14 protein-coding genes are annotated in these 13,562 nt (G+C 61.0%); 4 read left to right on the forward strand and 10 right to left on the reverse strand.

Annotated elements, in window-relative coordinates; genetic code table 11:
* Positions 1-40: 40 nt before the first annotated feature.
* On the forward strand, positions 41-394 hold the full coding sequence (locus GZ092_RS06615; protein WP_293635522.1) for a Lin0512 family protein: 354 nt from the start codon (positions 41-43) through the stop codon (positions 392-394).
* Positions 387-767, forward strand: coding sequence for a Lin0512 family protein (locus GZ092_RS06620; protein ID WP_293635523.1), 381 nt, complete (start codon positions 387-389; stop codon positions 765-767). Before GZ092_RS06615 ends, GZ092_RS06620 begins: the two co-directional genes overlap by 8 nt.
* Before the next feature lie 292 nt (positions 768-1,059).
* Here GZ092_RS06620 and GZ092_RS06625 read toward each other — a convergent pair whose 3' ends face one another.
* The 10 genes from GZ092_RS06625 to GZ092_RS06670 all read right to left on the reverse strand — a co-directional run bounded on the left by GZ092_RS06625 (position 1,060) and on the right by GZ092_RS06670 (position 11,208).
* Positions 1,060-2,073, reverse strand: a complete 1,014-nt coding sequence (locus GZ092_RS06625; protein ID WP_293635524.1) for a hypothetical protein — start codon at positions 2,071-2,073, stop codon at positions 1,060-1,062.
* A 345-nt stretch (positions 2,074-2,418) separates the two neighbouring features.
* Complete coding sequence (locus tag GZ092_RS06630) at positions 2,419-3,423, reverse strand: aldo/keto reductase (RefSeq protein ID WP_293635525.1); 1,005 nt, start codon at positions 3,421-3,423, stop codon at positions 2,419-2,421.
* A 129-nt stretch (positions 3,424-3,552) separates the two neighbouring features.
* Positions 3,553-4,515 carry a Gfo/Idh/MocA family oxidoreductase gene (locus GZ092_RS06635; protein WP_293635526.1) on the reverse strand — a complete coding sequence of 321 codons (963 nt, stop codon included), beginning with the start codon at positions 4,513-4,515 and terminating at the stop codon, positions 3,553-3,555.
* A 90-nt stretch (positions 4,516-4,605) separates the two neighbouring features.
* Complete coding sequence (locus tag GZ092_RS06640) at positions 4,606-5,523, reverse strand: class III extradiol dioxygenase subunit beta (protein ID WP_293635527.1); 918 nt, start codon at positions 5,521-5,523, stop codon at positions 4,606-4,608.
* Complete coding sequence (ligA, locus tag GZ092_RS06645; RefSeq protein ID WP_293635528.1) at positions 5,524-5,967, reverse strand: protocatechuate 4,5-dioxygenase subunit alpha; 444 nt, start codon at positions 5,965-5,967, stop codon at positions 5,524-5,526. It abuts the gene before it with no gap.
* Between the two features lie 2 nt (positions 5,968-5,969).
* Entirely contained in the window at positions 5,970-6,908 is a 939-nt protein-coding gene (locus GZ092_RS06650; protein WP_293635529.1) for an amidohydrolase family protein, read from the reverse strand.
* Positions 6,909-6,918: 10 nt separating this feature from the next.
* On the reverse strand, positions 6,919-7,608 hold the full coding sequence (gene ligK, locus GZ092_RS06655; protein ID WP_293635530.1) for a 4-carboxy-4-hydroxy-2-oxoadipate aldolase/oxaloacetate decarboxylase: 690 nt from the start codon (positions 7,606-7,608) through the stop codon (positions 6,919-6,921).
* Between the two features lie 3 nt (positions 7,609-7,611).
* The gene (locus tag GZ092_RS06660) at positions 7,612-8,640 is read right to left on the reverse strand and encodes an amidohydrolase family protein (protein ID WP_293635531.1); all 1,029 of its coding nucleotides are present in this window, start codon (positions 8,638-8,640) and stop codon (positions 7,612-7,614) included.
* Between the two features lie 33 nt (positions 8,641-8,673).
* Complete coding sequence (locus tag GZ092_RS06665; protein WP_293635532.1) at positions 8,674-10,056, reverse strand: MFS transporter; 1,383 nt, start codon at positions 10,054-10,056, stop codon at positions 8,674-8,676.
* A 12-nt stretch (positions 10,057-10,068) separates the two neighbouring features.
* On the reverse strand, positions 10,069-11,208 hold the full coding sequence (locus tag GZ092_RS06670; RefSeq protein ID WP_293635533.1) for a 4-oxalomesaconate tautomerase: 1,140 nt from the start codon (positions 11,206-11,208) through the stop codon (positions 10,069-10,071).
* Positions 11,209-11,342: 134 nt separating this feature from the next.
* Between GZ092_RS06670 and GZ092_RS06675 the strand changes: the two genes are divergently transcribed.
* Positions 11,343-12,254 (forward strand): LysR substrate-binding domain-containing protein, encoded by a 912-nt coding sequence (locus GZ092_RS06675; RefSeq protein ID WP_293635534.1) that lies wholly within the window; start codon positions 11,343-11,345, stop codon positions 12,252-12,254.
* Between the two features lie 79 nt (positions 12,255-12,333).
* On the forward strand, positions 12,334-13,263 hold the full coding sequence (locus tag GZ092_RS06680) for a tripartite tricarboxylate transporter substrate binding protein (RefSeq protein WP_293635535.1): 930 nt from the start codon (positions 12,334-12,336) through the stop codon (positions 13,261-13,263).
* Positions 13,264-13,562 lie beyond the last annotated feature (299 nt).

A 13,562-nucleotide genomic window follows, 5' to 3' on the forward strand; every position in this document is an offset into this window, starting at 1 on the left:
GACACTTTTTCACCTACTTTTTTTTGACAGGACATTCTCCATGGTTATGAAACGGGTCGTCACGCAATTCGGTATGGGAACCTCGATTCGCAGCCGCAACTACACCGAAGCTGCCGCGCGCGCCATTCGCGATGCGCTGTGGCACAACGCATTGAATGTGGCCGATGCGTTCGGCTTCCCCCGGGAAATGATGATCATCAACGTCGAGATCGGTGTGCAGCAACCTGAACTGGTGGACAGCGCAGCCCTGCTGAAAATATTTCCCTACGGACAGCCGGCCGTGAGCGTGGTCAAGGGCGGTCTTGACATCCCCCGTCGCGACAAGGATGGCTGGAGTGTGATCGCCAATGCGGCAGTCATGGTCTCGTTTGACATGGAGCTCGCCCATGACTGAGAAGCGCATCATCCTGGAAATGGGCACTGGCAATGACCTTTACGGCATGGATTACACCAAAGCCGCGTGCAGGGCGGTGCAAGACGCCTTGCACCACTCTTCCATCGTATTGTTCAAGTCGCTCGGCTACGACCACCGAGAGATGCGCGTGCAAGTCACCATTGGCGTGCAGGAACCCGACCAGGTGGACATTGCCCGGGTCTGCGCGGAACTGCCACGCGGGCGCGCCGAAGTCACCGCAGTCCATGGCGGGCTCAACGTCCACGATTTGGAGCAGAACACAACCCATGTCATTGCAACTGCCGCTGTCGAAGCGTTTCTGCCGATCGAACCAGGGCAATGGCGGCTCAGTCACCAGCCCGACACTGTGTAGAAAACCCTGGAGTCACGTTGGTCATCCCCACTACATGACCAAAAAGCTGCCGACATCCCCCGGTCTTCATCCGTCGGCCATCGCGTGTCAATGCAAAAAAAGTATCTGGCTGCGCTTTGTGAACCGTGATTCGTGCGGCTCAGCCTGCGCAAAGGGGGGTTGCTGGCGACCACGGCAGGCAAGAAATTCCTCTTTTTTGCTCCTCAATTAATAGCTTCCAGTACATACTCAGCTTGCGGAACAGGCTTTTTTGGGTCTAAAAAGTTTGTGGTCCGGTCAGCGACAGGGCGATCTAACGGGAAGCCGTCGCCGACGACTGGCGCCGGCCTTCTATTTCGTTCATCAGCTGATCGCGTCTGACTTCATACCAGCGCAGCAGGCAATCGCGGTCGCGGCAGCTTGATTCGCGCCGCAGCCATTCCTGGTTCTGCTGGCGCTGAAAGGCGGTTCGGTCGGATGTGGCTTTTCTTGCACGGGCATAGACCCGGCCCAGTTCGCGGTCAAGCTCGGCAAGCTCTGCATCGGAACAGATCAGCTTCTCGGGTTTTGAACGCGCCCGTCTGCAATCAAAACTGGGCTGGATGCTGGCAGCCGGGTTGGGTCCCTGACGAGGTGGCGAAGCAGCCTTTGCAAGCTTGGCTTTGCGTGGCGTCAATCCGCGTGCAGGAGTAGCAGCCGAATGTCCCGCCACGGCCGCCCTGACGGGTTCGCTGGCCCTGCCCGCCGCTACCGAAACGCTTGGCACGGACAAGGGTGCTGCCTGCGCCAGCGTCTGCCGCACCCACGCCATTCCTTCTGCGGCGAGGAGGGACTTTTCGTGGGTATCACCGAATTTGGCCTGATAAACACCCAGACTGTCCGGATACAAAAGCTGCACGCGTTCCAGCAGCACTGCACGGATGTCGGCAGAAGATCCGTCGGAGCCCTGCCTGGCGATAGCCGCATAGTGCCAGCCCAGTTGGTACTTGGCATCAGCGATCTCCAGCGAACCCGTTCCCCTGAATTTTTCCGCCAGCCGGCACGCCATGAGGAAGGCGGTTTCAGCGTCGCGCGGCCGGCCAGCGGATGCCGATTCCTTGCCAATGACGATGAAAGAGCCAATCTCGTTGGCGCTCAAACCAGAGAGATCGGGCTGAAAGGGAAATTGGCCATCCTTTTCGCTGACCGCCGCAATGGTTGGCTGGACTTGACAGGTAAAGGCTTGCGGGGATGCGATCAGTGCAGAAGATTGCAATTCAGGTGCAGCATTCTCCATTTTCGAGGCCGGGCGCGAATCGACCACGCGCCAGGCGACAGCCACAACCATGGCAACGAGCACAAGCCCTGCTGCGAATATAACGCCATGACGCTTGGTAATGTTCATGCACGCACCATAGCGCGCCGCAGAAAGCACAGCACAGGCAGATCACACTTTGAAGCAAAAGAGGCCAGGCGAGCACATAAAAATGGGGATGCGCCTGAGCGACTTTGGCCGGTACGCCCCATGGGCAGAGGCATTCGAGAGCCGGTGCGAAGGAGCACGCCGTGCTGGTCGGCGCCGCAGGGATCCCGTGAACCCGGCTCTAGCCTGAAATATTGATGAAATAAGCCATTTGCTCAATCCCTGTCTGCATCATCAGCTTCTATTTCGATAGCATCAAAATGGAAGCTGCTAAAAGCTTTCGGTATCCACCTCGCGACTGGCCTGGTCGGTGTAGCGATTGCCTGCCACGGTTTTTTCGTTGATCAGGGCGTTCAGGCGCTGCAGGGTGTCGGCGCCGAGACTGATATTCACTGCGCCCAGGTCCTCATGCAGATGCTCCACGCGTGTCGTGCCGGGAATCGGGATGATGTGCTCGCCCTGGTGCAGCAGCCAGGCCAGCGCCAGCTGGGCAGGCGTGCAGCCGGCTTCCTGTGCGATGGCCTGATAGGCGGGCAACAACTTGAGGTTGGCCGCATGGTTGCCGGGCTGGAACCGCGGCATGCTGCGGCGGATGTCTTTGGCGTCCAGCGTGTTGAGGTCCTGAAGTCCTCCGCACAGAAACCCGCGCGCCACCGGGCTGAAGGCGACAAAGGCAACGCCCAACTCACGACAGGCATCCAACACGCCGATTTCGGGGTTGCGCGTCCAGAGCGAATACTCGGTTTGCACGGCAGTGACCGGATGCACGGCATACGCGCGGCGCAGCGTGGCGGCCGACACCTCACTCAGGCCGATGGTGCGAATCTTCCCGGCAGCCACCAGTTCGGCCAAGGCGCCCACGCTGTCTTCAATCGGCACCTGCTTGTCCCAGCGATGCAGGTAATACAGGTCGATCACATCGGTCTTCAGGCGCTTGAGCGCGGCTTCGCATGTAGCGCGAATGGTTTCGGGCCGGCCGTCGATCACGCGCACAAGTTTGCCGTCGCCCGCTACATCCACGCCGGTCATGCCGCACTTGCTGGCCAGGGTGAAGCGGCTGCGGTGCCGTGACAGCACGTTGCCGACCAGCGTTTCATTGGCGCCAAAGCCGTAGAGCGCCGCCGTGTCGAACATCGTCACGCCGGCATCCAGGGCAGCCAGCAGCACGCGCTCGCCCTGCTCTGCCGAAACCGGCGCGCCGTAGGCATGGCTGAGGTTCATGCATCCCAGGCTGATGGCAGAAACGCTGAAAGGTCCAAGTTGTCGATATTCCATGGTATTTAACTTGTAGATTACATTGCTGAGGTTAAAAACAAAGGGCTGGATCACACAAACGCATCGCGTCCGATGATCCGTCCCTTTATTCCGGGTTGATCCTTCAGGTCAGGTTGGATGCGTGGCCCATCAGGCGCTGGCGTTGAGCTGCTTTTCCAGCTGATCCAGCACCTGGTAGCAGGCAAACACCTTGGCGACACTGGCATTCGGCTCGCGGCCTTCTTTGATCGCCGAGAAGAACTCGCGGTCCTGCAGTTCGATGCCGTTCATGCTGACGGCAACCTGGCTGACGTCGATTTTTTCTTCCTTGCCGGTGAACAGGTCGTCGTAGCGCGCCAGGTACGTCGCCGTGTCGCCGATGTAGCGGAAGTAGGTGCCCAGCGGGCCGTCGTTGTTGAAGCTGAGGCTCAGCGTGCAGATGGCGCCGCTGGCCGCCTTGAGCTGGATCGACATGTCCATCGCAATGCCCAGCACCGGATGAATCGGCCCCTGCACGGCATTCGCCTGCACGATCGGGCTGTTGGCCTGGTAGGCAAACAGGTCCACGGTGTGCGCGGCATGGTGCCACAGCAAATGGTCAGTCCAGCTGCGCGCCTGGCCCAGCGCGTTGGTGTTGGTGCGGCGGAAAAAGTAGGTCTGCACATCCATCTGCAGCACGTTGAACTTGCCCGCCGTGATTTGCTGGTTCACGTACTGATGGCTGGGGTTGAAGCGGCGGGTGTGGCCGCACATGGCGACCAGGCCGGTTTCCTTTTGCAGGGCCACCACTTCTTCAGCGCCCTTCAAGTTGTCAGCCAGCGGAATCTCGACCTGCACATGCTTGCCGGCCCGCAGGCAAGCCAGCGTCTGCCCGGCATGCATTTGCGTCGGGGTGCAAAGGATGACAGCATCGACTTCTGGCAAGGCCAGCGCGTCGGCCAGGTCCGTCGAGACATGCTGGATGCCGTATTGATCAGCGACTTGCTGCGTCTTGCCAAGATCGCGGCTGATCAGCGAAACGACTTCGACGCCGTCAATGTTCTTGATGCCGTCCAGGTGCTTGATGCCGAAAGCGCCAGCGCCCGCCAGCGCAACTTTGATGGTTTTGCTCATTATTTGTTCACTCCGTTCAAATTACGAATCTGATTCGGTGAGGACCGAGCCAATGGCACTGCGTGTCCATTGGGTCCGTCCCGCACGATCTCAGGAATTCTCCAAAATCAGATGACCGACAGCCGTGTTGGAGGCAGGTATATGGTAAAAACGCTGCTTTACGCATACTGGGTGGGCGCTGGCAACTCTGTTTTTAGTAGCATCCGGCGTTGCGGCACCCAGCGGTGCCGGGTCGATGTCATCCATTGCGCCGCGCGCAATCAGCCACATGACGAGCTCAATGCCTTCGGAACCGGCTTCGCGTACGTAGTCGATATGCGGCACGCTGGCCTGGCCTTCAGGGTCGTTGATCAAACGGTCAAGGAAGGCATTGTCGAATTCCTTGTTGATCAGCCCCGCGCGCGGCCCCTGCAACTGGTGGCTCATGCCGCCCGTGCCCCAGATCTGCACATTGAGCGGCTGATCGAACGACTCCACCGCCTTGCGAATCGCCTTGCCCAGGTTGAAGCAGCGCTTGCCTGAAGGCACCGGGTACTGCACCACGTTGACGGCAAACGGAATCACCGGGCATGGCCAGCGGAAATCATCCGCCGGGGGCTGACCGAACATCAGGCTGAGCGGCACCGTGAGGCCATGATCCACATCCATCTTGTTGACGATGGTCAGATCAAAGTCGTCCTGAATCACCGACTGCGCGATGTGCGCGGCCAGTTCGGGGTGGCCGATAACCGTGGGCACCGGACGCGGTCCCCAGCCTTCATCAGCCGGCTGAAACTCGGCCGCCGTACCGATGGCAAAAGTCGGAATCATGTCCAGACTGAAAGCCGTAGCATGGTCGTTGTAAACCAGAAAAATGACATCGGGCGGGTTGTCCTTGATCCACTGCTTGGCAAAGTCGTAACCCTTGAACACGGGTTGCCAATACGGCTCGTTGCTCTTGCCCAGATCCAGCGCGGCGCCAATGGCCGGCACATGAGAGGTGTAAACGCTGGCGGTGATCTTGGCCATTCAGGCGCTCGCTTTCTTGTGTGACTGGCCTTGCGGCTGGTGCTGGGCCTGTGCGTTGCCGTCTTCGCCGACCACGCGGTTGCCTTCGGCGGAACGACCGCCCGCAATCATCATGTCGCGGTATTCCTCTTCGGTCATGCCGGTCATGGAACCCGCCATCTGCTGGAAGCTCAGGCCGTCAGTCGCACCGATCTTGGCGAGGAAATAGATGTTTCCGCCCAGCGCAATGCAGCGGTTCAGGTCTCTGGCCAGCACGGCCAGTTTCTGGTCTTCTGTCATGGCCCACTCGTCCAGATACGCCCGCTCGTCAGCCTTGAAACGCTCGCGATTGGCGGCTTTCATCAGCGACATGCAAAACTGGTTCAGGTGGTAGCCCTTGCGGCTTTGCTCGGCATCAAAAATAGTGGTGCCGGGAACGTCGAGGTAGTTTTTTTGCAGCGACATGATCAGCCTTTCATTTCTTCGGGCCAGTAAAGGCGCATAGGGTTGTCGACCAGCAGCTTGTGCTGCAGTTTGGGCGTGGTGGCGATGTGCGGGATGAAATCAACCAGCAAGCCGTCGTCGGGCATGTGGTCTTTCAGGTTCGGGTGCGGCCAGTCGGTGCCCCACAGCACGCGGTCCGGAAACTCTTCGACGACGCGCCTGACGAACGGAATCACATCGGTATAAGCGTTCTGCTCGCCGTTCAACGCTTTCGGGCCGGTGAGCGACAGGCGCTCGGGGCAGCTGACCTTGCTCCAGACGTTCGGGTGTTCGCGCATGAACCTGACGAACAATTCAAACTCCGGGCCATCGACCGGCTGGCTGACATCGGGCCGGCCCATGTGATCGACCACCACATCAGTCGGCAGCGTGGTGAAGAAGTCCCACAGCTCGGGCAAGTCCACCGCCTCAAAATAAATCACCACATGCCAGCCCAGCGGCTTGATGCGATTGGCAATTTCAATCAGTTCTTCCTTGGGCGTGAAATCGACCAGCCGCTTGACGAAATTGAAGCGCACGCCGCGCACACCAGCCGCATGCATGGCCTGCAGTTCTTCATCAGTCACGCTGCGCTTGACGGTGGCCACGCCACGCGCCTTGCCGCCCGAACTGACCAACGCATCGACCATGGCGCGGTTATCGGCACCGTGGCAAGTGGCCTGAACGACCACATTGCGGGCAAAACCGAGGTGGTCGCGCAGCGCATACAACTCGGCCTTGCTTGCATCGCAAGGCGTGTACTTGCGCTCGGGCGCGTAAGGAAATTCAGCGCCAGGGCCGAACACATGGCAGTGCGCATCGACCGCGCCGGCTGGCAATTTGAATACAGGTTTTGACGGCCCGGCATACCAGTCGAGCCAGCCGGAGGTCTTGGTGAAATCACCCGTGGTAGGTTTTGTCATGACGGTGCTTTCAGTCGATGTACTTGAGGCCGGCTTTTTCCAGCGGCTCTCGCATCTTGTACATGTCCAGCCCCAACACGCCGGCCTCAAACTTGGCGCGCTTTTCGCCTTCAAAGCTTTCGCGGGCTTCGGCGGCATCAGCCACTTGCTGGGCGATGGCGGCGGGCACGACCACGATGCCATCGGTGTCGGCAATCACCACGTCACCGGGATTGACCAGCGCACCGGCGCAGATCACCGGAATATTCACCGACCCCAGCGTCGCCTTGATCGTGCCCTTGGCGTGGATGGCGCGGCTGAACACCGGGAAGCCCATCTTTTCCAGCTCGTCAATGTCGCGCACACCGGCGTCGATGATCAATCCTTTGGCACCGCGTGCCTGGAATGAGGTCGCCAGCAGATCGCCAAAAAACCCGTCGAAGTTGTCGGTGGTGCAGCCGGCCACGGCCACGTCGCCGGGCTGCAATTGCTCGGCGGCGACGTGCATCATCCAGTTGTCGCCGGGCTGCAGCAAGATGGTGACGGCCGTGCCGCAGATCTTCGCGCCCTTGTAAATGGGCCGCATATAGGGCTTCATCAGGCCGACACGGCCCATCGCCTCGTGGATGGTGGCGACGCCGAATTTAGAGAGTTTTTCGACCGCAGCATTGTCGGCGCGAACGATGTTGCGTTTGACAACGCCCAGTTGGTTGAGGGTCATGGTTTATTGGCCTTTCAGTTTGAGCGCAGCATCCAGGCGCGGGAACACGCGCCGGGCATTGCCTTCGTAAATCTGGAAACGGTCGTCGTCACTGAGGATTTTTGACGCTTCGATGTAGCGCTTGGTGTCGTCGTAATAATTGCCGGTTTGCGGGTCAATGCCGCGCACCGCACCAATCATCTCCGAGCCAAACAACACGTTCTTGACCGGGATCACGGTGTTGAGCAAATCAATGCCCGGCTGGTGATAAACGCAGGTGTCAAAGAAAATGTTGTTCAGCAAATGCTCTTCGAGCAACGGCTTTTTCAGCTCCTGCGCCAGTCCCCGGAAACGTCCCCAGTGGTAAGGCACTGCACCGCCGCCGTGCGGAATCAGGAACTTGAGTGTCGGAAACTCCTTGAACAGCTCGCTGGTCAGGCACTGCATGAAAGCGGTGGTGTCGGCGTTCAGGTAATGCGCGCCGGTGGTGTGAAAGCAGGCGTTGCAGCTGGTGGACACGTGGACCATGGCCGGAATGTCGTACTCGACCATCTTTTCATAGATCGGGTACCAGTATTTGTCGCTCAAGGGCGGGCTGGTCCAGTGGCCGCCGGATGGATCGGGGTTCAGGTTGATGCCGACATTGCCGTATTCCTTGACGCACTTTTCAAACTCGGGAATGCACGACTGGATGTCCACACCCGGCGACTGCGGCAGCATGGCGGCAGGAATGAAATGGTCGGGAAACAGCTGGCTCACGCGGTAGCACAGCTCGTTGCAGATGGCGGCCCAGGTGCTGGAGGTGTTGAAGTCGCCAATGTGGTGCGCCATGAAGCTGGCGCGCGGGCTGAAGATGGTGAGGTCCGAGCCGCGTTCCTTCATCAGGCGCAACTGGTTGCTCTCGATGGACTCGCGCAGTTCGTCGTCGCTGATTTTCAAGTCGGACACCTTGGGCCCGTTGGCCGGGTCATTGAGGTTGGCAATTTGCTGGTTGCGCCAGTTTTCCAGCGCTTTCGGGGCGGTGGTGTAGTGGCCGTGGCAATCGATGATCATGAGGTCTCCTTATGGTGTCAATGAGGGGCAGATTCAGTGGGCCAGCGCTGCGCATTTGGCGTCAGCACGGGCCGAGGGAACTTCCGGATGCACACGCTGCTTGACCAGCAATGCAATCGCAGCAATCACACCGGGAACGGCAATCACCATGAAGATGGTGGCAAAGTCCAGGTGGCGACGCGCCAGTTCAGCGACCAGGAAAGAGCCGGCAATGCCGCCAAACCGGCCAATGCCCAGCATCCAGGCGACGCCAGTGGCGCGGCCTTGCGTCGGGTAGTAACCGGCGGCCAGCGCGGGCATGGACGACTGGGCCGTGTTCATGATGGTGCCCGCCACAAACACGACCAGCACCAGCATGCCCACATTGCCAGCCACCTGGCCAATCGCAAAAATCGATACGGCGGTCAGCGCATAGCCCACGGCGATGATCTTGTTGCCATTGAAACGATCCATCAACCAGCCAAAGAAAATCGCGCCCACACCGCCCAGCGGGAACAGCGCGGCGATCAGGGTCGCATCCTTGGGAGCAATGCCGGCTTCCCTGAACAAAATCGGCATCCAGTTGATCAGCGCATAGAAAATCACCAGCCCCATGAAGTAAGCCAGCCACAGCATCAGCGAGCCCACCCGGTAGGCTGGCGACAACACCACGCCCAAACCGCTCTGGCCTTCAACCGACGCCTTGGTTTCGGTCATGAAGAAGGACTGGGCCTGCTGGGCCGTGGCAGAAATACGCATCAACACCGCACGAATGCGCTCGACCGGCTGGCCTTTGGCGACCATGTAGCGCACGGATTCGGGCAACAACAGCACCATCACCACGACCAGCAGCAGCGGCGTCACGCCCCCCAGCACCAGCACACTGCGCCAGCCAAACTGCGGAATCATCCACGATGCCAGAAAGCCGCCAAAGGCCGCGCCCAGCGGAAAGCCGGAAAACATGGCATTGGTCAGCATCGCGCGGCGCTGGTTCGGGCAGTATTCGCTCATCAGCGTGACGGCGTTGGGCATGGCCGCACCCAGGCCGATGCCAGTCAGAAACCGCAGCACGGTCAGTTGCGTCAGGTCGCCGGCAAAGGCCGAGCCCAGGCAGGCGATGCCAAACACCAGCACCGAGCCGACCAGCACCCGCTTGCGGCCCAGCCGGTCAGCCAGTGGTCCGGCCGACAGCGCGCCGGCCGCCAAGCCAAACAGCGCAGCACTCAATACAGGGGCCAGCGCCGGCTTGGACACGCCCCACTCATTGACCAGCGAAGGCGCAATGAAGCCGATGGCGGCGGTGTCAAACCCGTCCAGCAGCACGATGACAAAGCACAGGCCGAAAATCAGCCACTGGTAGCCGGAAAACTTGTTTTCGTTGAGAAAAGTCTGCACATCGACACGGCGGTCGGCGGTGGGGGAAGCGATGGGTTTCATGGCAGGTGACTTTCAGATCGTGGCGGGACGCGTCCACACCGAACGCGGAACCATGACGTCGCCGCGCATCAGCAGGCGCGCCGTGCGCAGCAAGGCCGCGCGGGTGACGTTTTGCGGATTGGCCGGGTCGATGCCCAGTTCCACACTGAATTCGCCAGTCGGATGTTCCACAGAAATCGTCTTGGGGTTGCCGGACGGCATGACGGCAATGCCTTGCGTGACCGAACCCTCAAGCACGCAAGCCGTGCCCACAGTCACGGCGGCCAGCACGCCAATGGCGTCGTGGCAGACATGCGGAATGAAACTGCGCGTGCTCAGGCTGCCCCCGTCCCGTGGCGCGGCGATCAGCGTCATCTTCGGATAGGTTTTTTTCGTCACGTCGCCCAGCCCCATGACCTGGCCGGTTTTCAGGCGCAAGGCTTCGAGGCGGATTTTCAGGTCGGTGTCGGCGTTCAGTTGGGCGGCGGTTTCGTAGCCGGTGCGGCCCATGTCGGCGGCGCGCATCAGCACCAGCGGCATGCCGTTGTCGATGCAGGTCACGTCGATTTCAAAAGGCGCGAAGCCCTCGCCTTCCACCTTGACGCGGTCCAGCACCTGGCCGGTGGGCAGCAGGCCAGAGCAGACGGAACCCGCTGTATCCAGAAAATTGACGGTGATGGGCGCAGACGTGCCGGGCGCGCCGTCGATGCGCGCGCTGCCTTCGTAGTGCACTTCGCCGCCGGGCGTCTGCACCGTCACGTCGCACTGCATGTCGGTGTTCAGGGTCAGCACGCGGTAGGTGCTGGTGCCCTCTGGCCCGGTGCCTTGCGGCTGCACCATGCCGGTTTCCAGTGCGAATGGCACGACGGCGGCGAGCATGTTGCCGCAGTTGGGCGAGGTATCGACCGTGTCCTTGTCGGGCTGCAACTGCGCAAACAAAAAGTCGAGGTCGACGCCGGGCGTGGTGCTTTTGCGCACGATGCCCACCTTGCTGGTCAGCGGATGCGCGCCGCCCAGGCCGTCGATCTGGCGCTTGTCAGGCGAGCCCATGACGGCCAGCAGCACCTTGTCGCGGGTGGGAATGTCGGCGGGCAGGTCGACCGCGTTGAAAAACGGCCCTTTGGAAGTGCCTCCGCGCATGAACAGGCAGGGAATTGCCGTCTGGGATGTCATGGGTCTTGTCTCCTCGGAATGCTGATGGAAGGCAATTGTCCGGACTTGGCCAGCGTTGCGACAGGCCGGACGCTCACTAACAGCTATAGCAAGCCAGCATATCAGGTGATCGGATATGGCAATAAACTCATGCCGTGGACCTTAAACAGCTTGAATATTTTGTACGCGTCGCCGAACTTGGCAGTTTTACCCGCGCCTCCATTGCGCTGGATGTGGCGCAGCCAGCGCTCAGCCGGCAAGTGCGGCTGCTGGAGGTCGAGTTGCACCAGAGCCTGCTGGTGCGCAACGGGCGCGGCGCGACACCGACCGAAGCCGGCAAGCTGCTGCTCTCGCATGGGCGCGGCATCCTGCACCAAGTCGAGCGCGCGCGCGAAGAACTCGGCCGGGTGCGCGGCTCGCTGGCCGGCCGCGTCGCCATCGGCCTGCCGCCCACGCTGGCACGCGTACTGACCGTGCCGCTGACGCGTGCCTTTCGCCGGGAACTGCCGGATGCCCGGTTGTCCATCAGCGAAGGCCTGTCGGCGGTGATGCAGGAATGGCTGCTCAACGGCCGGCTCGACATTGCGGTGCTCTACAACGCGCAGCCAGCAGACGGCATTGAACTGGCGCATCTGCTCGACGAAGACCTGATGCTGGTGCAGGCGCGGCCACCCGGCTTGCTGGAAGACCCGCCCCCGCCGCCGATGGCGCTCCAAAAGGTGGCCAGGCTGCCGCTGGTGATACCCAGCCGGCCCAATGCGATTCGCATGCACGTCGAAGCGGAAATGGCGGGTATTGGCTGCCGGCCCGTGATTGCGCTGGAGATCGACGGCGTCTCCGCCATCCTGGACCTGGTGGCCGATGGCGCTGGCTGCGCCCTGCTGCCGCGCAATGCAGTGGCCAGTTCCGTCCGGCCGTCAGCCTTTACCATGCGGTCCATTTGCCAGCCACTGCTGCGAACCCGACTGTCGCTGGTCACCAGTTCCGTGCGACCCGCCACGCTGACCCAGCAGGCTACCCTGGCCCTTATACAAACCCTGGCCCGACAGCAACTCAGCACTTCCTGAAATGGAAATTACTATGAAAACAATAGCTACTCATGCTCATGGAATAAGCGCAACAGCCATTATCTGTTCAGCTTTAGGGTTGATTCAGCCGGTTCAGGCCCAGCCGGCCGTCTATCCCTCGAAACCCATCCGCCTGGTGGTTCCGTTCACCCCCGGCGGCAGCACGGACATTCTGGCGCGCGCCATCGGACAGGAACTGACCCGTGCCTGGGGCCAGAGCGTGGTGGTGGACAACGTTCCGGGTGCCGGCGGCGCCATCGGCGCCGACAAGGTGGCCAAGGCGCCAGCCGATGGCTACACCCTGCTGATGGGCCACATCGGCACACTGGCGGTCAACCCCAGCCTGTACCCGAAGCTGCCCTACAACCCGGTAAAGGATTTCGCCCCGGTGGCCTGGGTTGCGCGGGTGCCCAATGTACTGGTGGTCAACCCAGCCGTGCCGGTCAAGACCCTGAAGGATCTGGTCGCGCTGGCCAAGGCCAGGCCGGGCCAGTTGAACTATGGCTCGGGCGGCAACGGCAGCGCGGCCAACCTGGCGACCGAATACTTCAAGCTCCAGACCGGCACCTCGCTGCTGCACATTCCCTACCGCGGCACCGCACCCGCCGTGACCGACCTGATGGGCGGGCAGATCCAGTTGCTGTTCACGGGCGCGCCAGCCGTCATTGGTCAGCTCAAGAACGGCCAGTTGCGTGCCCTGGCGGTGTCCAGCCCGCAGCGGCTCGACGCTCTGCCCGATGTGCCGACGGTGGCTGAAAGCGGCTACCCGGGTTTTGAGGCCGACCAGTGGTACGGCGTGGTGGCTCCGTCAGGCACGCCTGACGCCATCATTCGCCGGCTCAATGAGCAGATCAACCTGGCGCTCAAGTCCGCCGAACTCAAGAACCGGCTGGCCGCCGAAGGCGCAGTGGCCACCCCCGGCACGCCAGAAGCCTTCGGCAAGCTGATCGTGACCGAGATCGCACGCTGGAAACCGGTCATCAGCTCCGGCCGCGTCAAGGCGGATTGAGAACGCAAGCTGCCCTCAAAGCGATAGTGCGATTTCAAGTACAGCCATTCCCTGGAAACGCCGGGGGTTTTCAAAGATGCATCGGGTGAAAGCGCTCGGGACTACTGGGCGGCCGCGTGCTGAGGATCATTTCCGGCGACTTGCTGGCCGGCCTGTCGTGATGAAACATAAAACACCTGCATTTTTACCGGCCAACTGATTTCAAGCATCAAACTGGCCTCTTGCGCACGTTCCGCCTCCTCATTCAGCTATGAATTTGATAGTAAACAGTCTCTGCGGCGCTGGGCGGAATGCGGCGG

Source organism: Polaromonas sp. (genome assembly GCF_010365105.1).
Classification (GTDB): domain Bacteria; phylum Pseudomonadota; class Gammaproteobacteria; order Burkholderiales; family Burkholderiaceae_C; genus Polaromonas.

Bases quoted from the DNA above. Each gene is read 5' to 3' on its own strand.
- GZ092_RS06615 (WP_293635522.1), top strand. From the start codon at position 41: ATGGTTATGAAACGGGTCGTCACGCAATTCGGTATGGGAACCTCGATT.
- GZ092_RS06620 (WP_293635523.1), top strand. From the start codon at position 387: ATGACTGAGAAGCGCATCATCCTGGAAATGGGCACTGGCAATGACCTT.
- GZ092_RS06625 (WP_293635524.1), bottom strand. From the start codon at position 2,073: ATGGTTGTGGCTGTCGCCTGGCGCGTGGTCGATTCGCGCCCGGCCTCG.
- GZ092_RS06630 (WP_293635525.1), bottom strand. From the start codon at position 3,423: ATGGAATATCGACAACTTGGACCTTTCAGCGTTTCTGCCATCAGCCTG.
- GZ092_RS06635 (WP_293635526.1), bottom strand. From the start codon at position 4,515: ATGAGCAAAACCATCAAAGTTGCGCTGGCGGGCGCTGGCGCTTTCGGC.
- GZ092_RS06640 (WP_293635527.1), bottom strand. From the start codon at position 5,523: ATGGCCAAGATCACCGCCAGCGTTTACACCTCTCATGTGCCGGCCATT.
- ligA (WP_293635528.1), bottom strand. From the start codon at position 5,967: ATGTCGCTGCAAAAAAACTACCTCGACGTTCCCGGCACCACTATTTTT.
- GZ092_RS06650 (WP_293635529.1), bottom strand. From the start codon at position 6,908: ATGACAAAACCTACCACGGGTGATTTCACCAAGACCTCCGGCTGGCTC.
- ligK (WP_293635530.1), bottom strand. From the start codon at position 7,608: ATGACCCTCAACCAACTGGGCGTTGTCAAACGCAACATCGTTCGCGCC.
- GZ092_RS06660 (WP_293635531.1), bottom strand. From the start codon at position 8,640: ATGATCATCGATTGCCACGGCCACTACACCACCGCCCCGAAAGCGCTG.
- GZ092_RS06665 (WP_293635532.1), bottom strand. From the start codon at position 10,056: ATGAAACCCATCGCTTCCCCCACCGCCGACCGCCGTGTCGATGTGCAG.
- GZ092_RS06670 (WP_293635533.1), bottom strand. From the start codon at position 11,208: ATGACATCCCAGACGGCAATTCCCTGCCTGTTCATGCGCGGAGGCACT.